The organism is Actinomyces respiraculi, from assembly GCF_014595995.2.
Classification (GTDB): domain Bacteria; phylum Actinomycetota; class Actinomycetes; order Actinomycetales; family Actinomycetaceae; genus Actinomyces; species Actinomyces respiraculi.
Genome location: NZ_CP063989.1, coordinates 1125702 through 1147283, shown reverse-complemented (window position 1 = coordinate 1147283; position 21582 = coordinate 1125702). Strand labels below are relative to the sequence as shown.

General features: G+C 70.9%; 21 protein-coding genes and 2 pseudogenes. 8 read left to right on the top strand and 15 right to left on the bottom strand.

Translation table 11 applies throughout. The features are described 5' to 3' along the window. Nucleotides 1-14: 14 nt before the first annotated feature. Nucleotides 15-314 (top strand): hypothetical protein, encoded by a 300-nt coding sequence (locus ID810_RS04745; protein ID WP_166857647.1) that lies wholly within the window; start codon nt 15-17, stop codon nt 312-314. Between the two features lie 3 nt (nt 315-317). Then, nucleotides 318-734: a hypothetical protein gene (locus ID810_RS04740; RefSeq protein ID WP_166857645.1), complete on the top strand. Its 417-nt coding sequence runs from the start codon at nt 318-320 to the stop codon at nt 732-734. A 283-nt stretch (nt 735-1017) separates the two neighbouring features. On the opposite strand, the gene tsf is transcribed toward ID810_RS04740, so the two are convergent. After that, nucleotides 1018-1857 (bottom strand): translation elongation factor Ts, encoded by an 840-nt coding sequence (tsf, locus tag ID810_RS04735; protein WP_166857643.1) that lies wholly within the window; start codon nt 1855-1857, stop codon nt 1018-1020. A 48-nt stretch (nt 1858-1905) separates the two neighbouring features. After that, nucleotides 1906-2787, bottom strand: coding sequence for a 30S ribosomal protein S2 (gene rpsB, locus ID810_RS04730; protein ID WP_166857641.1), 882 nt, complete (start codon nt 2785-2787; stop codon nt 1906-1908). A gap of 1055 nt (nt 2788-3842) precedes the next feature. Here rpsB and ID810_RS04725 point away from each other — a divergent pair. The 5 genes and pseudogenes from ID810_RS04725 to ID810_RS04705 form a co-directional block, all read left to right on the top strand. Beyond that, nucleotides 3843-4316 (top strand): M23 family metallopeptidase, encoded by a 474-nt coding sequence (locus ID810_RS04725; RefSeq protein ID WP_188232621.1) that lies wholly within the window; start codon nt 3843-3845, stop codon nt 4314-4316. A 288-nt stretch (nt 4317-4604) separates the two neighbouring features. Continuing rightward, entirely contained in the window at nt 4605-5027 is a 423-nt protein-coding gene (locus tag ID810_RS04720) for a fluoride efflux transporter FluC (protein WP_166857640.1), read from the top strand. Further along, nucleotides 5024-5458 carry a FluC/FEX family fluoride channel gene (locus tag ID810_RS04715; RefSeq protein WP_166857638.1) on the top strand — a complete coding sequence of 145 codons (435 nt, stop codon included), beginning with the start codon at nt 5024-5026 and terminating at the stop codon, nt 5456-5458. The genes ID810_RS04720 and ID810_RS04715 overlap by 4 nt, the downstream gene beginning before the upstream one ends. A gap of 281 nt (nt 5459-5739) precedes the next feature. Then, a pseudogene (locus ID810_RS12805) lies at nt 5740-7342 on the top strand (IS1634 family transposase). A 25-nt stretch (nt 7343-7367) separates the two neighbouring features. Next, nucleotides 7368-7898, top strand: a pseudogene (locus ID810_RS04705) (DUF1349 domain-containing protein); the annotation flags it as partial. A 95-nt stretch (nt 7899-7993) separates the two neighbouring features. On the opposite strand, the gene ID810_RS04700 reads toward ID810_RS04705, so the two are convergent. From ID810_RS04700 to rpsP, 13 genes are all read right to left on the bottom strand, one after another. Continuing rightward, the gene (locus ID810_RS04700) at nt 7994-9049 is read right to left on the bottom strand and encodes a tyrosine recombinase XerC (protein WP_166855392.1); all 1056 of its coding nucleotides are present in this window, start codon (nt 9047-9049) and stop codon (nt 7994-7996) included. Between the two features lie 844 nt (nt 9050-9893). After that, nucleotides 9894-11267 (bottom strand): DNA-processing protein DprA, encoded by a 1374-nt coding sequence (locus tag ID810_RS04695; protein WP_166855395.1) that lies wholly within the window; start codon nt 11265-11267, stop codon nt 9894-9896. After that, entirely contained in the window at nt 11264-12835 is a 1572-nt protein-coding gene (locus ID810_RS04690) for a YifB family Mg chelatase-like AAA ATPase (RefSeq protein ID WP_166855397.1), read from the bottom strand. The genes ID810_RS04695 and ID810_RS04690 overlap by 4 nt, the downstream gene beginning before the upstream one ends. After that, nucleotides 12832-13278 (bottom strand): YraN family protein, encoded by a 447-nt coding sequence (locus ID810_RS04685; RefSeq protein ID WP_166855399.1) that lies wholly within the window; start codon nt 13276-13278, stop codon nt 12832-12834. The genes ID810_RS04690 and ID810_RS04685 overlap by 4 nt, the downstream gene beginning before the upstream one ends. Nucleotides 13279-13536: 258 nt before the next feature. Further along, the gene (locus tag ID810_RS04680) at nt 13537-13842 is read right to left on the bottom strand and encodes a DUF2469 domain-containing protein (protein WP_166855401.1); all 306 of its coding nucleotides are present in this window, start codon (nt 13840-13842) and stop codon (nt 13537-13539) included. A gap of 97 nt (nt 13843-13939) precedes the next feature. Then, nucleotides 13940-14692, bottom strand: a complete 753-nt coding sequence (locus tag ID810_RS04675; RefSeq protein ID WP_243856522.1) for a ribonuclease HII — start codon at nt 14690-14692, stop codon at nt 13940-13942. Continuing rightward, nucleotides 14689-15597, bottom strand: a complete 909-nt coding sequence (gene lepB, locus ID810_RS04670) for a signal peptidase I (RefSeq protein WP_166855403.1) — start codon at nt 15595-15597, stop codon at nt 14689-14691. Before lepB (ID810_RS04670) ends, ID810_RS04675 begins: the two co-directional genes overlap by 4 nt. 124 nt (nt 15598-15721) lie before the next feature. Beyond that, nucleotides 15722-16072: a 50S ribosomal protein L19 gene (gene rplS / locus ID810_RS04665; protein ID WP_166855405.1), complete on the bottom strand. Its 351-nt coding sequence runs from the start codon at nt 16070-16072 to the stop codon at nt 15722-15724. A 266-nt stretch (nt 16073-16338) separates the two neighbouring features. After that, a complete protein-coding gene (gene lepB, locus ID810_RS04660; protein ID WP_166855407.1) occupies nt 16339-17037 on the bottom strand; it encodes a signal peptidase I in 699 nt (232 codons plus the stop codon). Beyond that, on the bottom strand, nt 17034-18521 hold the full coding sequence (trmD, locus tag ID810_RS04655; protein ID WP_188232582.1) for a tRNA (guanosine(37)-N1)-methyltransferase TrmD: 1488 nt from the start codon (nt 18519-18521) through the stop codon (nt 17034-17036). The genes lepB (ID810_RS04660) and trmD overlap by 4 nt, the downstream gene beginning before the upstream one ends. 32 nt (nt 18522-18553) lie before the next feature. Then, nucleotides 18554-19105, bottom strand: coding sequence for a ribosome maturation factor RimM (gene rimM, locus ID810_RS04650; protein ID WP_166855411.1), 552 nt, complete (start codon nt 19103-19105; stop codon nt 18554-18556). Between the two features lie 299 nt (nt 19106-19404). Next, nucleotides 19405-19641, bottom strand: a complete 237-nt coding sequence (locus ID810_RS04645; protein ID WP_003786440.1) for an RNA-binding protein — start codon at nt 19639-19641, stop codon at nt 19405-19407. A gap of 1 nt (nt 19642) precedes the next feature. Next, on the bottom strand, nt 19643-20104 hold the full coding sequence (gene rpsP / locus ID810_RS04640; protein ID WP_166855412.1) for a 30S ribosomal protein S16: 462 nt from the start codon (nt 20102-20104) through the stop codon (nt 19643-19645). 497 nt (nt 20105-20601) lie between these two features. Here rpsP and ID810_RS04635 point away from each other — a divergent pair, with 497 nt between their 5' ends. After that, on the top strand, nt 20602-21546 hold the full coding sequence (locus ID810_RS04635) for an ABC transporter ATP-binding protein (protein WP_166855414.1): 945 nt from the start codon (nt 20602-20604) through the stop codon (nt 21544-21546). Nucleotides 21547-21582 lie beyond the last annotated feature (36 nt).

Genomic DNA, 21582 nt, shown 5'->3' with positions numbered 1-21582 from the left:
CCGCAGCCTGCTCCGTGGCCGCCGCACTCCTGTCCATACGGGGTGTGCCGAGTCGACTGAGCGGCGGCGTCGGCGGGCTCGCCGCCCTGGGCGGGCCGCTCACACTCGCCGTCGGGCTGGGCACGGCGGCCCTAGCGCCCGGGTACGCAGTATTCGCCGCCCAAGCGGTGGCTGCCGCGCTCGCCTCGTGGGCGCTGTTACACCTCGCCCTCGCGAGCTGGTCCGCCTCCCGTTACACGGTGCGGACCAACCAGGGCGCAGATCTCACAGACCTCAGTAACACCATTAACAGTCCCGCCGGAACGGAGGAATGATCAATGGCAGGAATGGATGCCAGCGCCAAGACGGTGCTCAAGGACGCCCGCGCAGTGGCGAAAGCACGGGGAGCACGCAACGCCGAACCCCTGGACGTGTTCGTCGCCGCGCTCCGCACCAGCCCGGAGGTGGAGGAGCTGGTCGGCAAACCCCACCAGCTGAACTGGGAGGAGCTGACGCAGGAGGCGGCCGCCGACGCGCCCCGACGGGGTCTGGGTGGGCTGCTGCCTCGGCCGGTCGGATTCGACGACCGCGCCAAGGCGGCCTCAGTGCGGGCGGTGGCGCTAGCCGTCAGCTCCGATGTCTCCGCACGTCATCTGGCGGCGGCCGCCCTGGAACAGGACGACGCCCGCCTGAATGAGTACCTCGGGGCCCACGGCACCAGCTGGAATCGGCTCGTTGAGATCCTGGTGTCTTAGTGAGGCGCGCGGGGTGGTGTACTACGCCGGTTCGCCGTCTACTACGCCGGTGAGGGGGCGGTTGAAGGCCTCGGAGGCCTTTATTCAACTGCTAACCGGCGTACCCAACACGAAGTGGCGTAGTAGAAGGGGCGGGCCACGGGTAACTGGCTGTTACGGGTGGGGTGGCTGGGTGCCGAAGTGGCGCAGTGCCACCCACCGCCCCCTCGAACCGGGAAACACCGCGGGGTCCTTCGCAAGCGGGTGCTGCGAAGGACCCCGGTGTAGTGGTGCTGGTTTTAGCTCAGGCGCCCACGCGCAGGCGCACGAAGCCGGTGACCTCGCCGCCGGTGGCCGCCACAACCTTGCCGACCGTGGTCTTGGGGTCTTTGGCAAAGGCCTGCTCGGTCAGGCAGATCTCCTTGAAGAAGCCGCCCAGACGACCCTCGACGATCTTGGCGATGGCCTGCTCGGGCTTGCCCTCGGCGCGGGTGGTCTCCTCGGCGATGGCGCGCTCCTTCTCCACGACATCGGCCGGAACCTCGTCGCGGGTGAGGTACGACGGGGAGTACGCGGCGATGTGCATCGCGACGTCGTGGGCGACCTCAGCGGCTTTGGCGTCGGTGCCAACGAGGACGGCCACCTGGGCGGGCAGGTCCGGGTTGGTGCGGTGCAGGTAGAGGTCGATCTTCGGCGCGGCCAGGCGGGCAACGCGCGAGACGACGATCTTCTCACCGATGACGGCCTGCATGCCGTCGGTCAGGGACTGGACGGTCTCGCCGTCGATCTCGACCTGGGCCAGAGCCTCAGCGGTCTCGGCGCCGGAGGCGACGGCGGCCGCGAGGACCTTGTTGGAGAAGTTGATGAACTTCTCGTTCTTAACGACGAAGTCGGTCTCGGCATTGGTCTCGACCAGGATGCCGACCTGGCCCTCGGCGGTGTCGACGACCTGGGCGGCGATGAGGCCAGCGCTGGTCGCGCGACCCTCACGCTTGGCGATGCCCTTGAGGCCCTTGACACGGATGATCTCGACGGCCTTCTCGAGGTTGCCCTCGGCCTCGTCGAGAGCCTTCTTGACGTCCATCATGCCGGCACCGGTCTGCTCGCGCAGAGCCTTGATGTCAGCGGTGGTGTAGTTCGCCATGGATGTTCTCCTTGGAAGCTGTGCTAGCGGTGGTGGTCGGTGGAAGGCTCAGGCCTGCTCGGCGGGCTCGGCAGGCTCGGTGGGCTCAGCCTCGGCAGCCTCGACGACCCCAGTGGCCTCAGGGGCCTCGGCGGCCTCAGCAGCCTCGGCGCCGGCGAGGAGCTCGGCCTCCCACTCGGGCAGCGGCTCGGCGTCGGCGGTACCGGCCTCAGCCTCCTCGCCCGTGCGGGCACGGCCGGCGGAGCGGGCCACGAGACCGTCGGCGACGCCGTCGGCGATGACGCGGGTGAGCAGGCTGACGGCGCGAATGGCGTCGTCGTTGCCGGGGATGCCGTAGGTGACCTCGTCGGGGTCGCAGTTGGTGTCGAGGATGGCGATGACCGGGATGTTGAGCTTCTGAGCCTCAGCGATCGCCAGGTGCTCCTTCTTGGTGTCCACCACCCAGATGGCGGAGGGCAGCTTGGACATGTCGCGGATGCCACCGAGGGTCTTGGTGAGCTTGTCCTTCTCGCGACGCATCATGAGCAGCTCCTTCTTCGTGCGGCCGGAGCCGGCCACGTCGTCGAAGTCAATCTGCTCGAGCTCCTTCATGCGGTCCAGGCGGGCGCGCACGGTGGAGAAGTTGGTGAGCATGCCGCCCAGCCAGCGCTGGTTGACGAAGGGCATGCCGACACGCAGAGCCTGCTCGGCGACGGCGGCCTGAGCCTGCTTCTTGGTGCCGACGAAGAGGATGTTGCCGCCGCGGGCGACGGTTTCCTTGACGAAGTCGTAAGCGACGTTGATGCCCTCGACGCTCTTGGCGAGGTCGATGACGTAGATGCCGTTGCGCTCGGTGAGGATGAAGCGCTTCATCTTGGGGTTCCAGCGGCGGGTCTGGTGCCCGAAGTGGACGCCGGACTCCAGGAGCTGACGCATGGTGACGATGGCCATGACGGTCCTTTCGCTGCGGGCGGGGAGGTTGCCCCACACACGGAGTGAGGGGGACGGGCCGGGCCCCGCCCCTGTGGCGGTCCGACAGCGTCCCGTGGTAGTTGTCCCCCGCTGACCTGGGACCGCGTGGGCGGTCCAGGCTCCACAGCCAGATGGCTGCGGACGGGGCCTGGTGCCCGCGACGCCCGGCCACCCGCAGACACCCTGCGGGACCTCGACCGTGGCGCCCGAAAGGACGATCCCGCTCACCCTCCTCACACCTGCCGGCAGGACCGGCAGGGATCGAGGGTTCGCGGACGCGGGCACGCGAAGTCAGTCACCTGCGGGCGGACCCGCACAGACTGCGTCAGCGACACTATCACGGCCAGCGGGACCTTTCCGCACCGAGACGGGCAAAGGTCCTGGTCGTAGGTGTTGTGCGCGTCACCCTGGCGCCGCGCGTGCACTGGCCCGCTCGGGACGGCGCGGCCTCACCGGGCTCCACAAGCGGGCGCCGCCGCACCCCCGACCCGGGTTGTCCACAGCAGCACCCGGCCCGGGGAGACGGGGCGTCCGGGCCGCGGCAACCTCGGGTCATGAGCACCACTGCCACTGTCGTCAGTCCCCCGCCGAGTCCCCTGCAGGTCGGCCGACGTCGAGTCCCAGTTGCCTGCCCCGGTCGTGTCCCAGCGTCCTGCCCCGGTCGTGTCCCAAATGTCGGTCGCCGTCGGCTCCGACCGGCTGACCGACGCCGGGCCCCAGCTGGTGGCCCCCGTCGAGTTCGGCCGCCCGGTCGCCGTCGGGACCCAGCTGGTGGCCCCGGTCGCCTCCGAGCCGCCGGTCGCCGTCGGGACCCAGGTACCAGCCGCCGTCGAGACCCAGCTGTCGGTCGCCGTCGGTTCCCAGATGCCGTCGTCGGCCCCGGGCCACGCCCGTTCACCTTCCGCCGTTCCCGGTGGCACCGCCTGCTGCGCACGCTCACGATCTGCCTCGCCCTGGTCGCGCTCGTGCACGGTGCCAGCCCGCCGTCGGCCGCGCTGGCAGGGGTCCACGCCGGCCGGGCACACGGTCCCGCCATGGAGCGCGTCGCGCCGTCGCAGGACTGGCAGTGGCCCACCGGGGCACCCGCACCGGTGCTGGAGGGCTTCAACCCGCCCTCCCAGCCCTGGGGTGCGGGCCACCGCGGGGTCGACCTGGCGCTGGCCGCGGGCTCGCCCGTCCTGGCCGCGGGGGCCGGGACGGTGGTCTTCGCCGGGAGCGTCGCGGGGCGCCCGGTCATCTCCATCGACCACGCCGGCGGCATCCGCACCACCTACGAGCCCGTGGAGCCGGTGGTCGCCGCCGGGGACCAGGTGACGGCGGGCCAGGTCATCGGGGTGCTCGTAGCCGGGCATCGGTCCGACGGAGTGGACGCCCTCCACTGGGGTGCGCGCACCGGCCGCAGGACCTACATCAACCCTTTGCGGCTGCTGCAGCCCGCAGTCATCCGGCTCAAGCCCCTCAACGAAAGACCACTGCACCGCTCCCGGGCGCTCTACCCCATGTCCTGAGGCATCACCGCAGGGCCGCGATAATGCGACCGTGCGTCAACCCGCCCCAGGTGACCCCGCCGAACGAGACAGCGGCGAATCCGGTCGCTCTCGACTCGACCACGCCGTCGCCGGTCCCGTTCAACCCGACGGTGACGGTGGCAGTCACCTGGGCGGCTCGTCACATGCCTCGACCCCCGCGCACTCCCCCGGCCAGAATCCTCAGCCTCAAAGCGCCCGCGAACGCCTCGTGGACGCCGCGCAGATTGCGGTGGGCGGCGGGGTCGGCGCGCTGGCACGCATCTGATGATGACCGGTGCGCCCAGCGCCCCGATTGCCCTGTGGGGCATCAACGTGGTCGGCTCGCTGCTGCTGGGCATCGTCACCGGCGCGGCACTGCCTCGGCGGGCGCGCCTGGCCGTGGGCACGGGACTGCTGGGCTCCTTCACCTCCTACTCCGCCCTGGCCGCGTTCACCGCCGACAGCGCGGGGGCGAACGCGCTGGCCTCAGTGTGGGCCTCGGCCTTGTCCTTGGCGTTGACCTCGGTGGTGGTCGGCGTTGCGGCGGCGGCCGCCGGACTGGCGCTGGGTGCGCGGGCACGCAACGGCGGCAGGAACGGCGGAGTCGGCGCGCCGGAACACAGCCGCGGCAAGGTTGGCGCGCCAGAACACGGCGAACGGCACGACGCCCTGGGGCAAGACCGCGCTTCGCAGCACGGGGCGGTGCGATGATCGCCGTCGCCGTGTTCATGGGCGGCGCCCTGGGGGCGCTGCTGCGCCACCTTGTCTTCGCCACCCAACCGAGTGTCCGCGCGGCATTCCTGGTGAATGTGTGCGGCTCTTTTGGTTTGGGCGCGCTACTCGCGGTGGGGCCGGGCGACTTGTGGCTGGCCGCGCTCGGCACCGGCATGCTGGGCGGCCTCACCACCTTCTCCACGGTCAGCGTGATTGCCGCTCAACTGGCTCTCTCCCCCGCTACGCGGGGAGGTCAACGCAGGGCGGTCGGCGCCACCGTCCGCTGCTCACGCAGCGGAGCCCAGGAGCGTGTGACGCGACCGGGAGCGACGCTCGCCCGCTACGCCAGGGCGGCAGTCTTCGCGTTGGCGATGCTGGCGGCGTGCACGTTGTCGGCGTGGATGGGTGGCGCACTGCTGGGCTCCTGAGGATCTGAGGTGGGGCATCGTGGACCGGCCCTACGCGCGATAGGTTAGACACATGACTCGGATCACCTGGGAGCAGGGTCGGTGGACCAACGAGCCGGCGCGCGTTGAAGCGAGCGGCGACGACCTCCTCGTCACCGCCGTCGAAGGCTCAGACGCCTGGCGGATCACCTGACTTTTGACACTTGGTGTGGGGCTGGGTGGTTTTGGTTGGGTTTTCGTTGATTTTGTGCGGCTGCAGGGGGCGGGTTGGGTCACTAAGGAGGCTGGTTATGATGGGGTTTGTGAGCCCGTTCATCCGTCAAGTGCGTACCGCCTCGGGGGCCACGGCCGTGCAGATCGCGGTCAAGGAAGGCCGACGTAACAAGGTTGTTGAGCACATCGGTTCTGCTCATACCCCTGGCGAGCTTGCTGCCTTGGTCCAGGTCGCGCAAGAAAAGCTCCATCCCGGCCAGCTCCAGCTGGACCTGGACCTCCCGTCGGGGTCGGCAGGCTCCAGGCCGGGTGTGCATGGGGACTACCAGCAGACGGCCATTGGCGCAGCGCACCTGGTTTCCCACCGCAGCGGCTTGTTGTGGCAAGTCCTTTGCGATGCTTGGCAGGATCTTGGCTTTGACCAAGCGGTGGACGATGAGGCCTTCAAGCAGATTGTCCTGGCCCGGCTGATCGAACCCACTAGCAAGAGCGCTATAGCAGCGATGTTGACCAGCTTGGGGCTGGAGTCCTTTGACTCACGCACCCACTTTCGTGCCCTGACCCGTTGCGTGGAGCGTGATTACCGCTCTGCTCTGGCTCGTGCGGCCTTGGAGCATTGCCTGGCCTGTGGGGATGTGTCCTTGGTGTTGTACGACGTGACTACCTTGTACTTCGAAGCAGAGAAAGAAGACGCGCTGCGCAAGGTCGGCTACTCCAAAGAACGCCGCGTGGATCCCCAGATCCTGGTCGGCCTGCTAGCAGACCGTAACGGTTTCCCGTTGGAGGTCTCCTGCTGGGAAGGCAACAAAGCCGAGACCCACACCCTCATCCCTACCATCGAGGCCTTCAAGCAACGCGCCGGGGCGGAGCACCTAGTAGTCGTAGCTGATGCCGGGATGCTCTCCAGCGCTAACTTGCAGGCGCTTGACCAAGCCGGCTACGGCTTCATTGTCGGGGCCAGACAGACCAAGGCACCCCTGGACCTCCAAGCGCACTTCTTCTGGCACGGGGACTGCTTCACCGACCGGGCAGACCATTGACACAATCACCCCACGCCACGGTGGTAAACAAGAACGCAATCAGCACCTCAAGGACGAACCGGTCTGGCACCCACAGACACACCCGGGCTCGTGGCGGGCGATCTGGGTCTACTCGCGTAAACGCGCCGCCAGGGACAGCAAGACCCTTACCCTCCAGGAAAACCGGGCCAGAGCCATCGTTGCCGGGGAAAAAGCCATGCGCTCAGCCAGGTTTGTCACCACCAGCTCCTCAGGAAGAGGCCTGGATGAAAAGGCCCTGGCCAGAGCGCGGCGTCTAGAAGGGCTAAAGGGCTATGTCACCAACATCCCCGCCCGCACTATGAGCGCCAGCGAGATCGTGGCCGACTACCACAATCTGTGGAAGGTGGAACAGTCCTTCCGCATGTCCAAACACGACCTACGCGCCCGCCCGGTCTTCCACCACACCCGCCAAGCCATCGAGGCCCACCTGACCGTGGTCACCGCCGCCCTAGCCGTAGCCCGCCACCTCCAGGCCGCGACCGGTGTCTCCATCAAGAAGATCGTGCAAGCCCTACGACCCGTCATCGACGTCACCATCAACATCAACGGACACGAGCTCACAGCCACCAGCCAACCCCAAGGCCAAGCCGCCAACATCCTGGCCAGCCTCACCAACAAAACGGGTCACTAACAGTGTCAAAAGTCAGGTTGAAGCGAGCGGCGACGACCTCCTCGTCACCGCCGTCGAAGGCTCAGACGCCTGGCGGATCACGTCATACGGCTTCATCCACGACTCCGAGCACGCCCTGCTCGCCACTTTCCCCGACGACTCGGCCGTCGAGGTCGAGTTCACCGCCGCCTTCTCCAAGCAGTTCGATCAGGCAGGCGTCTTCGTGCGCTTCGACGACGAGCACTGGGTCAAGGCCGGCATCGAGCACGCTGATGGCGCGTGCCAGGTGGGTGCCGTCGTCACCAACGGCAGCTCAGACTGGTCCGTCGCCCCCGTGCCCCAGTGGCGTGATCGCAGGGTGCTCGTGCGAGTCTCCCGCAGCGGCGATGCCATGATCGTACGTGCGGGGCTCAGTGGCCCCGACGGCAAGGCCGATCTGCGGCTCGTGCGCGTCCTGCCGGTTCCTCCGGGCGCCGTGGCCGAGGCCGGGCCCTTCGTGTGCTCGCCGACCCGGGCCGGCCTGACCGTGCCCATCCACGCCTGGAGGCTCACCGACCCGGACGCCTCCCTGCACTGAGTCGGTCGGAGCATGGGGTGCGTCCCGTAGCGCGGTGGCGCGCCCCGGGCATCACGCTCACGCCCCTTGGACCCCTGCCTCGGGAGCGCCCCATGTCAGGCGCGCGGGAAGGCCTGCTCGTAGACGGCGCGCAACCGCTCGGGGGTCACGTGCGTGTAGCGCTGGGTCGTGGCCAGCGAGGAGTGGCCGAGCAGCTCCTGCACGCTGCGCAGGTCCGCTCCGCCGGACAGCACGTGCGTGGCGGCACTGTGGCGCAGCCCGTGGGGGCCAAGGTCCGGCACGCCCGCGGCGACAGCCGTGCGGTGGACGATCTCGCGCACCGTACGCGGGTCGATGCGCCCGCCCCGCGCCCCCAGGAACAGGGCATTCCCCGAGCGCGGCGAGGCGAGCGCCCGGCGGTGGGCCAGCCACTGCTCCAGGGCCCGGTCGGCCGGGGCGCCGTAGGGCACGACCCGCTCCTTACCGCCCTTGCCGAGCACCTTGATCGTGCGCTCACGGCGGTCGGCGTCGGACAGGTCGAGGCCGCACAGCTCGGAGACTCGGACCCCGGTGGCGTACAGCATCTCGAGCAGGGCGGCGTCGCGCAGCGCGGTCGCCAGCCCCCGAGCCGACCCGGCACCACTGGCCGACCCGGCACCACTGGCCGACCCGGCACCGCTGGCCGACCCGGCACCGCTGGCCGACCCGGCACCGCCGCCGGTGGTGCGCACGCCCTCGCGGACCCGCTCGACGGCCTGCGCCGCCGTCTCGAGCAGAGTCTGCGCCTGCGTCGGGGTGAGAACCGTGGGAAGACGGTTATCGGTGCGCGGCGAACGCAGGCGGGCGGCGACGTCGTCGGAAAGACGGCCCTCATGGGCGGCCCAGGCGGAGAAGCTGCGGATGGCGGCACTGCGGCGCGCGAGAGTGGCGCGCGAGCGGCCCGAGGCGTCAAGCCCGGCGAGCCATGCACGCAGATCCGCCAGATCGAGGAGGGACAGGGCTCCAGCGATGGGCTCGTCGCGGTCCGGACCGACACCGAGGAAGGTCAGCAGGTCCTCCAGGTCACCCAGGTAGGCGCGCACGGTGTGCTCGCTCAGTCCCCGGCGCAGCGTGAGGTAGCGCTCCCAGGCGTCCAGAAGCTCCCCCCTGGTGCTATCCGCCGCCTGTGTCATGACTCCAGGCTACGTCCTCAGCGCGAGCCTCAGGCCGGCGACGAGCCTCTCCCCCGACATAACGCCCCATGTGGTGTGGCGCGGTACCCCCGTCATGATCGTCGCTGACGCGGCGCTGTTACCGACGCGCAGGATCGTCGGCTCAGGTGGTGCGGCTGCGTTCCGACGGCGGGGCTGCGGCCTACGGGTGCCGGCGACAGGGCTGCGTTCGAGGCCGACAGCGCATGCAGGAGCTGATCGAGGCGTCAGCGCCGGCGTCCCGGCTGCACTGACCATGGTGATCGCCCTCGTGCCCCGCCCGTCCATCTCGTTCCTCGCCCATCCATCTCGTCCCCCGGCGCTCGACCTCGTTCGGTTAAGGAGCGAGATCGACTTGTGGGGAACGAGATCAGAACCTGAGGAACGAGATCGACGGCAGTAGTCGAGTCCTCTGTGGGCTGCGACGGACACCCGCCACTCTCAACCAGGCCCGACCGCGCTCAATCAAGCCCAACCACACTAACCAGGCCCGCCACGCCAGCACACCCGCCGCGCTCAATCAAGCCCAACCACACTAACCAGGCCCGCCACGCCAACACACCCGCCGCGCTCAACCAGGCCCGCCACGCCAGCCGTGTCCCGCGTCAAGCAGTTGGCAGGATTTCCTTGGTTTTGAGTGTTGGGATGCTCGGGTCGGCCAGTCCCAAGTGGACCTCCTTGAGCCGGTGCACACGACTGATCTGGACCGAGCCCGGCATCACACCAGCCGACGATCGCCGGGAGCCGGTGCTTTGCGAGCACGATCGGGCCACGATCGGGCCACGATCGTGCCGATACTGTCCCCCTCAGACCCAGGCGGCCCGTACTACGTCCTGCGACGCCAGCGCTCGCCGTCGCGGCGCACCCGCCCGGCAAGCTCGAGCAGGCCGAGAGCACTGCGCACCTCCCGCTCGCTCAGACCCGCCGCCCGGGCCACGCCCGCGACCTCGGCCGCACCCCGGGCGGGCATGGCGTCGAGCACCGCAGAGGCGGACGGATCAAGGCCGTCGAGGAGGCTGCCAGGTTCGAGGTCGCTCGCCCGCGAGCGCTCAGCATCCGGGTCGAGAGTGCCGACAGGGGTGATGAGCTCAAGGGCGTCATCGGCGTCGGTGACGCATACCGCCCCCTCGCGCAGCAGCCGGTGACAGCCGACGGACTCGCGTGAGACGACCGGCCCGGGAACCGCCCCGAGCGGGCGGCCAAGGTCGCGCGCGTGCCGAGCGGTGGACAGCGCGCCCGAGCGCCAGGCGGCCTCGACGACGACGGTGCCCTCCGTCATCGCAGCGATGAGGCGGTTGCGCGACAGGAAACGGTGCCGGGCGGGCTGGCAGCCAGGCGGAACCTCAGCGACGAGTGCACCGCAGTCCAGAACCTCCTCCAACAACCGGGCATTACCCGCCGGGTAAAGACGGTCGACACCTCCGGCGCACACGCTCACGGTCCGCCCGCCTTGCAGAGCGCCGGCGTGGGCGGCGGCATCGATACCGAAGGCACCGCCCGAGACGACGACAGCTCCGAGCTGAGCCACCGTCCGGGCCATGTCTCGAGCCACCTGCTCGCCGTAGCGGGTCGAGGCCCGTGAGCCGACGAGGGCGAGGGCGAGCCCGCGTCCCGGCCCGGCAGGCACGCGGTCCTGGCGGCCGGGCGGGACCCGCGCCTCACTGGCTCCGGCCACCTGCATGGTGGACGGAGCCTCCTCGCGACGTGCCAGGAGCGCGGGGTCGCCCCGCACCCACAGGCAGAAGGGCGGCTGGTCCAGCTCGTCCAGGCCCGTGGGCCACCATGGGTCCCCCGGCAAGAGGAGGCTGCCACCCAGCCGCTCGAGCACGTCGAGGTCGCGTCGGGGCTCAAGCGAGGCCAGTCTCGGCGCCCACCGCGCAGCGGCCCGTGCCCAGGCGGCGCTCGCGCGCGCACCCGCCGTCGCGCCCAGCATCGTCGTCGCAGCCGACGGCGCCGTGCCCACCGGTCCGTCCACGTACCCGTCGTCCTCCTCCGCTCGCACCAGCCTCGGGGGCCGGGGCGCCGCACGCAGGTTTCCGTCGGCGTCGTAGGCCTCCTCCAGCAGCCAGGTGAGCGCGGGCCCGGGGCCCACCGCCCTCACCAGGGCACCGGCGGCCCGGTCCGCAGGCTCGGTCAGTCGCGACCAGGCGACCGTGGCCAGCACGGGGTCACGGTGGTCGAAGGGCAGGTAAAGGCTCATCGCTGGGCTCCTCTCGTACGCAGGGACAGGGCGGTGCCCAGCTCGGTGGCGCCGGGGCGCTGCTCGCCGGCGAGGTCCGCAAGCGTCCAGGCCAGGCGCAGGACCCGGTCAACCCCGCGCAGACTCAGGTCACCGCGGTCAAGGGCATCCATGAGGCGGGCGACAAGCCGCGGGTCCTCAGCAGTGGTGCGCTCACGCACCCAGGAGCCCGGCACCTCCCCCATGAGCCGCCAGGGCGTGCCCTCCAGACGACGGGCCGTGCGCCGTCGGGCCTCGGCCACGCGCGCGGCGACGGCCGCACTGGGCTCACCCGTGGCCCCGCCTCCCAGATCCACAGCGCTCACAGGCCCGACCTCGAGCTGGATGTCGACCCGGTCCAGGAGCGGGCCCGACAGTCGTGAGAAGTAGCGCCGGCGCTGCAAGGAGGTGCAGGTGCACTCCAGGGCACGCCCCGAGCCCTTGCCACAGGGGCAGGGATTGGCAGCCAGGACGAGTTGGAAAGCCGCCGGGTAGGTCGCGCGCCCGCCGGCGCGGTCGATGGTGACGCGGCCGGACTCCAGGGGCTGGCGCAGGCAGTCGAGGACACCGGCCGGGAACTCGGGGGCCTCGTCAAGCAGGAGGACGCCGCGGTGGGCGAGCGAGACGTCCCCGGGCCGGGGCAGGCCCGAGCCGCCTCCGATGACGGCGGCACGCGTGGCCGTGTGGTGCGGGGCGCGCAGCGGCGGGGTACGGATGAGCCCATGCTCGGGGTCGAAGGCCCCGGCCACTGAATGCAGGGAGGTGACGGTCACGGCGTCGTCGTCCTCCAGCGCGGGCAGGATCGAGGGCAGGCGCTCGGCAAGCATCGTCTTGCCGGCACCGGGCGGGCCGACCAGGAGCAGGTGATGACCTCCAGCGGCGGCGACCTCGAGCGCGTGGCGCGCCTCGTCCTGCCCGACGACGTCGGCCAGGTCCGTCACGGTGCCCGCAGGCGCCGTGGGCTGAGCCGGGGTGCTGCGACGTGGCTCGGCGGCCTCAGCCAGTGCCAGAACCTCGGCGGGCAGGCGCCCTCCCAGGGCCGTGATGAGGCTCGCCAGGTGCCGCGCCCCGGTGACCCGGGCCCCGGGCACGAGACTGGCCTCAGCCGTGCAGTCGGCGGGGACGACAACCGTGGTGACCCCGGCGCCGACGGCGGCCCTGACGGCGGGCAGGACCCCGCGCACAGGCCGGATGGACGCATCCAGGCCGAGTTCGCCAATAAACAGGGTGCGGGCGAGCACGGGCAGGGCCCGGGCGGGCAGGTCGCCGCGGGCAGCAAGGACGGCCAGGGCAAGGCTGACGTCGAAGCCGGTACCGGTCTTGGGCAGGTCGGCCGGGGAGAGGTTGACGGTCAGGCGCTTCTCGCCCCAGGTGGTGCCGCAGGTGGACAGGGCGGCGCGCACGCGCTCGCGTGACTCACGCACGGCGGCGTCGGGCAGCCCGACGAGGGTGAAGGAGGGCAGGCCTCCGGCGGCGTGCGCCTCGACGTCGACGAGGTGACCCTCAAGCCCAGTGAGGGTGACGGCGAGGGTGCGGGCGAGGCCGCTCACAGCGTCACCCCGCGGTGGTGGCGCAGCTGGGCCGGGGCGCCCGGGCGCAGCAGGACGCTGAGGACGTCGACCCGCAGGCCCGCAGCGGTGCCGGGCGGCCGGTGGGTCTCGGCCCAGCGTCCGGCCAGAGCACGCAGGTGGGCGAGCTTGATGGGGGTCACGGCCTCCGCCGGGGTGCCGATGGCGAGGCCCCGGCGGGTCTTCACCTCAAGGGCGACGAGGACGGGGGCCTCGCCATCGGGATCGAGGGCCACGAGGTCGAGCTCGCCCCGCAAGCCGGAGCCGGGGCCGGGCCTCCAGTTGCGATCTAGAAGCTGCCAGCCGTGGTCGTGCAGGTACCGGGCGGCGATCTCCTCCCCCAGCCGACCGGTGCGCGCACCCTGCGCGCTGCGCGCAGGGCCCTGCTGGCCGTCGGCTGTTGCGGCATCCCTGGCTCCCGTCATGTGGACCACCTCCTGCCCCAGCGTGGAGCAGAGTGGCGACGGTGGCGAGGCGGCAGCGCCCGTGCTGTGGACAGCGGCGTCAGCGCCTGTCGCGGCGAGGGGCTGTGGAGCCCGGGCGGGCCCAGTCGGCTCTCCGGCTTAACCACAGGACGACAACTCATCCGCCGTGGTTGTCACCCCCCGCCCCCGGGCACTGGACGATCGAGACGACCGTGCCCCATATGTGCTGTTCGTGCTGGTCAGGAGAGGACGTGCGGGTCAGGAGGGGATCTCCATCTCGGGCTTGGTCAGTTCCTCGACGTTGACATCCTTGAAGGTGACGACGTGCACGGATGTGACGAAGCGCGAGGCGCGGTAGATGTCCCACACCCAGGCGTCCTCCAAGGTGAGCTCGAAGAAGACCTCACCGCCGTTGGTGCGCACCTGGACGTCCACGGAGTTGGCCAGGTAGAAGCGCCGGTCCGTCTCGACGACGTAGGAGAACAGCGAGACGACGTCCCGGTACTCGCGGTAAAGCTCGAGCTCCAGATCGTTCTCGTATGCCTCAAGGTCCTCAGCGCTCACCGGCTCATCATGCCGCACATCGACCGTCAGGGCCCGTGGAGCCCACCCGGGCGCGTCGAGAGCCCCGCTCAGCCCCGCCCGGCCTCGACTGCGCCGCTCAGTAGTGCCCGGCCTGCCCCAGTCCTGGCAGGTGCCAGCTGCGGCGGTGGTGCTCGCTGGCGCCCAGACGGGCGAGGCCGTCGATATGGGGGGCGCTGGCGTAGCCCTTGTTGGAGGCCCAGCCGTAACCCGGGTCCTCCAGAGCGCTCATGAGGGCGTCGCGGTGGACCTTGGCCAGGACAGAGGCGGCCGCGACGACGGCGCAGCGGGCGTCGGCCTTGACCTGGGTGCGCACGACCGGCAGAACGGGACCCACTGCCGACGTCGCCGTCGGCGCCTCCCCCGGCCCCTCCCCGGGCGTCCCCACACGCACGACAGCGGGTTCCAGACCGGACAGCAGGCCGTCCTCGGGCGGGCCGAGCCAATCGGACGTGCCGTCGAGGATGACAAGGCCGGGCGCGTGCCCGCGGGCCGCGACCTCGGCCAGAGCGCGCCACCCGGCCAGGCGCAGGGCCCCGACGATCCCCAGGACGTCGATCTCGGCGGGGCCGGCGCTGGCCAGAGCCCAGTCCGCCAGCCACTGGCGGCACGGCTCAACGAGGGCCTCACGCCGGCGGGCAGTCAGCTGCTTGGAGTCGGCCAGGCCCTGCGGGAAGGCGTCCGGGGTGCTGTGTGAGACGACGGCGAGGCCCACGGTGACCGGGCCGGCAAGCGATCCCCGCCCCACTTCGTCCATGCCGCCCACCAGCGCGTGGCGGCCCAGCTCCTCGGTCTCCAGTACGCGGTCCGGGACCAGGCGCGGGGCACTCACGCGCCCTCCTCGGGCTCGGGCCGAGCGGGGTCCGGAGCCCGACCGGGCTCGGGCACGAGGTCGAAGGCGTGGGTGCCATCGCCCAGTCCGGCCCAGCTGGAGACGGGCCAGACGACGGCGGCACCCTCCCCGATGACGTCAGTCATGGGCACGAAGCCGCCGTGGGCGTCGTCCTGGTGGTAGCGCGAGTCCGCCGAGTTGGACCGGTTGTCCCCCATGACCCAGATGAACCCTTCCGGCACCACAACGTCGAAGGCCACGTCCGAGGCCGAACGCCCCTCCTTGACATAGGACTCATCGAGCACCACGCCATTGACACTCAACGTCCCCGAGCCATCGGCCACCACATGGTCACCCGGCAGACCGATGACCCGCTTAATGAGGATATGCCCGGTGTCCTCGGGCAGCTGGTGCATGAGGATGAGCAGGTCCTGGACGGCCGCGCGCAGCCCCGTCGGCTCGGTGACGGTGAGCCAATGGTCGGGGTCGCGGAAGACGACGACGTCCCCGCGCTCAAGGTCGTCGGCGCCCCACATCCACACGGCCACGCGGTCGCCGACGGCGAGGGTGTCCTCCATGGAGGCGGAGGGAATCTCGAACCACTGGATGACGAAGGTCTTGATGAGCGCGGTGACAACGAGCACCGCCACGACGGCGACGAGGGCCGAGAGCACCGAGCGACCACGCCGTCGGCGCTCCACGGGGGCCTGGGAGGTGCGAGCCCGGGGCTCCGGGGACGCGGCGCGACGCACCGGCGGGTAGGAGGGAGGCAGGGTGGTGGTCGGCAGGTGCTCGGGGGCGGCGTCGGGGGTGTCTGCCGTGCGCAGGACCTGGGGGGACTCCTCGGCGGGAGCACCGCCGGTGTCCGCTGGGCGCTCGGCGCTGCGGTCGCTGGTGCTCGTCATGCGGGCCCCCTCTCATCGGGGCTGCGGTACGGACGGCGGCGGGGCACTCCCGCCTGGAACAGGCGTCGTCCGGCACCCGGACGGGCACCGGACGACGCCGATGAGCTGAGGGTCGAGCCGGGGCTCAGTCCTCGCGACGCTCCTTGATCTTGGCAGCCTTCCCGCGCAGGTTGCGCAGGTAGTACAGCTTGGCGCGACGCACGTCTCCGCGGGAGACAACCTCGATCTTGTCGATGGAGGGGGTGTGGACCGGGAAGGTGCGCTCGACACCGACACCGAAGGAGATCTTGCGGATGGTGAAGGTCTCGGCGACGCCCGCGCCCTGGCGGCTGATGACGATGCCCTGGAAGACCTGGACACGGCTGCGGCTGCCCTCGACGACCTTGACGTGCACCTTGAGGGTGTCGCCGGGACGGAAGGCGGGGACGTCGTCGCGAAGCGACTGGGCGTTGATCTCGTCGATCAGGTTGCTCATGGGAGTATCTCCACACGCTCGTGCCACTGGTCAGGGGCGATCGGTTGGTGGCGCCGCACCGCCGTCGAGCCGGAGCTCCGGGGGCTGCGCCGTGTGCTGGCGCCCTGGGGTCCTACTCGATGGGCGTCCCCCCAGTGGCAGGGACGTTCCGAGGCCCAAGGGCCCGGCTAGTGTGCCACAGCGCCGTGCACGGCTGCGACCCTCCCGACGAGGACGTGCCCGACCTCACGGCAACCGGCCCCAGGGCGAGCCGACCGGGCAGCGGGTCAGGGCTCGGGGACGGCCCTGAAGGCCTCGTCTCCCCCGGTGAGGGTGCCAAGCCGGTCCAGCGGCCAGACGATGGCCTTGGCGACGCCGACGACCTCGCTGATCGGCACGAAGCCGCCGTGGGCGTCGTCCTGGTGGTAGCGCGAGTCCGCCGAGTTGGACCGGTTGTCCCCCATGACCCAGATGTAGCCCTCCGGCACCACAACGTCGAAGGCCACGTCCGAGGCCGAACGCCCCACCTTGACATAGGACTCATCGAGCACCACGCCATTGACACTCAAGGTCCCCATCCCATCGGCCACCACATGGTCACCCGGCAGACCGATGACCCGTTTGATGAGGTGGTGTCCGGGGTCCTGCGGCAGAATCCTCAGGGCGACAAGCAGGTCCTGGACGGCCGCGCGCAGCCCGGTCGGCTCGGTGACGGTGAGCCAGTGGTCGGGGTCGCGGAAGACGACGACGTCCCCGCGCTCAAGGTCGTCGGCGTCGTACACGGTGACGGCCACGCGGTCGCCGTCTACGAGGGTGTCCTCCATGGAGGCGGAGGGGATGACGAAGGTCTGCACCACGAGGCTGCGCGCGAAGATGATGGCGATGAGGGCGAGCACCGGCAGGCCGATGACGCCGAGGGCGGGGTGGCGCGCGGCCTGCTTGTCCTCGCTGCGCCCCTGTGGCTTGCTCGCGCTCCTGTCGCTCATCGCTCGCCCCCCGCCGTCGGCTCGGAGTCGGACGCACCGGGGTTGAGGGCCATGACGACGTCGCGGCACAGGTGTCCGCCGACGTCGTAGCGACGGATGCCGACCTTGGCGAAACCACTGCGGCGGTAGGCCTTCTGGGCGCGACGGTTGCCGTCATGCGTGCCGAGCCACAGGGCGGTGACGCCGGCGGTGGAGGCGTCGCGCACGGCCTCGGCCAGCAGGACGTCGGCAAGGCCGGAGCCGCGCAGGCGGGCGTCGACGTAGACCTTGCTCAGCTCGGCGGCCAGGCCCGGGCCGCCGTCCGACGACGGGGGCACGCGCACGGCCTCGGGCCGGGCATCGAGTCCGGGGGGCAGGACGCCGTCGTCGTCCTGGGCCTCGAGGATGACGACGCTGTAGCCGACGCTCTCGCCCACGCGCACCTCACCGGCCTCGGTGGAGGCGTCCTCGGTGAGATGGGCGAGGGTGACGATGACACGCGGGTCCGCCTGCCAGGCGCTCATGCGCTCGACGGTGAGGTGGCGGGCGATGTGCTCGTCGATCTGCTCGGCGGTGAGGAAGGGCGGGCAGGCGTCGGGGAAGGTGCGCCGGGCCAGCGCAACGAGGTCGGGCACGTCCTCGGCCTCAAGCGGCCGCAGCTCAAGGGGCACGGGGTGGGGGGCACCGCGCGGCACGGCCCAGCCGTTGCGGGCCAGGGCGGCGCGGTCGCCCGCCCCGAGGCGCTGGGCCTCGAGGCGGGCGACCATGTCGGGGCGGCGGGCAACAGTACGGGCAATGGCCTGCTCGCGGCGCTCGCGGGCAATGCGGGGGTGGTCACCGGAGAGCAGGCCGGGCCAGGTCACGGCAAGGTCGTGCCCGCGCCAGGCCACCGGGCGGGTGTGGACGGGGTACTCCAGCAGCCCCGCCTCGGAGTGGGACTCCTCGACGACGGAGCCGGGGTTGCCCAGGACACCGGGGCGCAGACGGGCGACGGCCTCGATGATGACGAGGGCGGCGGCCTCTCCCCCGTTGAGGACATAGTCGCCGATGCTCAGCTCGCGCACCTCGACGCCGAGCTCGCGGTAGTGCTCGGGAACGCGGGCGTCGATGCCCTCGTAGCGGCCGCAGGCGAAGACCACCTGGTCCGCGTGGGCCAAGTCCTCGGCGGTGCGCTGGGTGAAGAGCTCGCCGGCGGGCGTCGGGACGACGAGAACCTGGCGGGTCCCGGTGCCGCGGCGGGCGGTGACGGCCTCGCGGGCGGCGGTGGGGTCCGCGGGCAGGTCGAGGACGGTGTCGAGGGCCTCGCCCCAGACGTCGGGCCGCATCACCATGCCGGCGCCACCACCGAGCGGGGTGTCGTCGACGGTGCGGTGGCGGTCGTGGGTCCAGTCGCGCAGGTCGTGGACGACCAGGTCGATGAGGCCGGTGCCGGCGGCCTTGCCGATGAGGGACAGGTCGAGCACGCGCAGGTAGTCGGGGAAGATCGTCACGACGTCCAGACGCAGGCTCCCGACATCGGCACGCGGGGCGGCGGCCGTCATCGGGCGTCCTCGGCCTCGCCCAGGCCCGGGAAGAGGCCACCGGGAGGGTCGAGGGTGACGGTTCCGGCCTCGAGGTCGAGGGCGGGCACCAGCGCCTCAACGAAGGGCACGGCGACCTGCTCGCCCTGGGGCGTGCGCACGACGAGACGGTCCTGAGCGACACCGGGCTCGAGGTCAACGACGACGCCAAGAACCTGGGGGCCGGCACCCAGCGCCTCGGTGCCCAGGCGCACGGCGGTCAGGCCAATGAGCTCGTGGGCGTACCAGGCCTCGTCGTCGGCCTCCTTCTCGGCGTCGGTGTCGACGAGCAGGTGCACCCCGCGCAGGGCCTCGGCGGCCGTGCGGTCGCGGGCCTCATCGAAGCTGGCGTACCAGCGCTGGCCATCAAAGCGCAGGCGCGAGACGGTCAGGGGGCCGGCTGAGGCGGGCTCGGTCGGCAGGACGGTGCCGGGCTCGAGGCGCCCCTCGGGGTCGTCCGTGCGGATCTCGAGGCGGACCTCTCCCTTGAGGGCGTGGGCTGGGCCGATGACGGCAACGGTGAGCAGCACGCCCTCAACCTACCGCGTAGCTCCCCTCCCCCGCCCTCCCCACCCGCCTCCCCACCCGCGAGAACTGGTGTTATTCCCCACCAAAACTGGTGTTATCCGTGACGAGAACTGGTGTCATGTCCCACGAGAACTCGTGCTGCAACTACCTGGCGCCGTCGTCAGCACAAACACCAGTTCTGGTTCGGGTTATCACCAGTTCTCGCGAGCAGTAACACCAGTTCTCGCGAGAGAAGGGTGGGGGTACGACGACGTCGCCCGGTCCATGAGGACCGGGCGACGGGTGCATGCCGTGATCTGGGCTACCTACGGTCAGTGTCGACGACGTCGACACGCACCGGTGAGTCGGCGAGCGCTCCGACGACCGTGCGCAGGGCACGGGCCGTACGGCCGGAGCGGCCGATGACACGACCGAGGTCCTCGGGGTTGACGCGCACCTCCAGCAGGTCGCCGCGGCGCAGCGACCGGGAGGTGACGGTGACGTCGTCGGGGTTGTCGACGATGCCACGCACGAGGTGCTCGAGCGCGTCGGCCAACACGTCAGGCCTCCTCAGCCGGAGCCTCGGTGGACTCCTCGGCCGGGGCGTCCTGAGCGGCGGCCTCGGCGGCCTCCTTCTCAGCCTTGGCCTTGGCGGCGGCGGCCTTGCGCTTCTCGGCGTCGCTGGCGGCCGCCTTGACGGCCTCAGCCTTGGCGGAGGCGGCGGCTTCAGGGTCGCGGACCTTGAGCCTGCCCTCGGCGCCCGGCAGGCCCTTGAAGGCCTGGTAGTCGCCGGTGATCTTGAGCAGGTTGAAGACGGTGTCGGAGGGCTGAGCGCCCACGCCGAGCCAGTACTTCACGCGCTCGGAGTCGATGCGAATGAGCGAGGGCTCCTGCATCGGGTCATACAGACCGATCTCCTCGATGACACGGCCGTCCCGCTTCTTGCGACCGTCGAGGACGACGACGCGGTAGAAGGGCTGGAACTTCTTGCCCATGCGCTTGAGGCGAATCTTGACTGCCACTTGGTGGAACTCCTGGTTCTGGATGGTGTGGCCCACGCTGGTCCCCGGTGGGGTCAAGCAACGGGTTCCGGCGAGAGCCGAGACCGGGACGAGGTCAGGGAGAGGGGCCGTCACACGTCCGAGTACAAGCGAGGATTCTGCCAGACGGACAGGGCGGTGGGCGAGTCGACGGGGCTGCTGGCGGGGCCACGGGCTGCGAGATCGCCCACAGTCACCTCTTGACGGGAGGCCGGTTCTCTGGTTCATCAGTTGTGTCATGAACCGCTGAACTGGCGGCCACTCACGGAGGAGGTGCCGATGGCCCGACGCCGCAGCCCCCAGCACTGGCCGCGAGACGCCTGCGCGGGTTCTGGCCTGGCTCGTGCGGCGCTGGGAGCCGCGGCACTAAGGCGGCCGACGTCGTTGCCCCCGTTGGGCGGGCGGGACTGACATTCGTCATACCCAGCCGGTGACGCACCTCAGTACCGCGGACTGTCCCGCGCCACGAGGCTGGAGCCATGAACTCACACCACACCTCCCCCGCCGTCGAGGTCACCGACCTCACGAAGGTCTTCGGCACCGGCACCCGGGCCGTGCGCGCCGTCGACGGCCTCACACTCACCATCGACCAGGGCGAGATCGTCGCCTTCCTCGGCCCCAACGGTGCCGGGAAGACCACCACCCTCGACACCCTCCTGGGCCTGAGATCCCCGACCTCGGGGAACGTGCGCGTCCTGGGCACCAGCCCCCACCGGGCGGTCGCCGCCGGAGACCTCGGCGTCGTCCTGCAAACCGACGGGCTCATCCCCGACTACACCGTCGCCGAGACCCTGCGCGCCGTTGCCTCCGTCCAGGGCGGGCACGCCACCACGGACCTCGCAGGCCTGGCCGCCTCAACCGGCCTGACCCCGATCCTCAGGCGCCGCGTGGCCCGCTGCTCGGGCGGTGAGCTCCAGCGTCTGCGCCTGGCCCTGGCACTCGTCGCAGACCCCCGGCTCCTCGTGCTCGACGAGCCGACCGCCGGGATGGACGTCACCGCCCGCACCGCCTTCTGGGACACCATGCGCGTCCAGGCCCACGGCGGGCGCACGATCCTCTTCGCCACCCACTACCTGGAGGAGGCTGCGGCCTTCGCCGACCGCATTGTCATCATCGCCCGCGGCCGGCTCGTCGCTGACGGCACGGTGGACGAGATCCGCGCGCTGGGCGAGGGGGCGGTCGTCTCCGCCACCTGGGAGGGCCTGGACGAGCCCGCCCTGGCCGCCGCGCTCAAGGTCAGTGGGCTCGCGGACAGCGTCCTGGGCACGGCGCTGCGCGGTGAGCACGTCGAGATCCGCACGAGCGCACCCGACGACGTCGCCCGCTGGCTGCTGACCGCCACGCCCGCGGCTCACCTGGGTATTAACGCCGTCAGCCTCAACGAGGTCTTCACCGCACTGACCGACGACGACGCCGTCGCCTGAGCCCCGCCCGCCACCGTCCCCACAAGGAACCCCGCC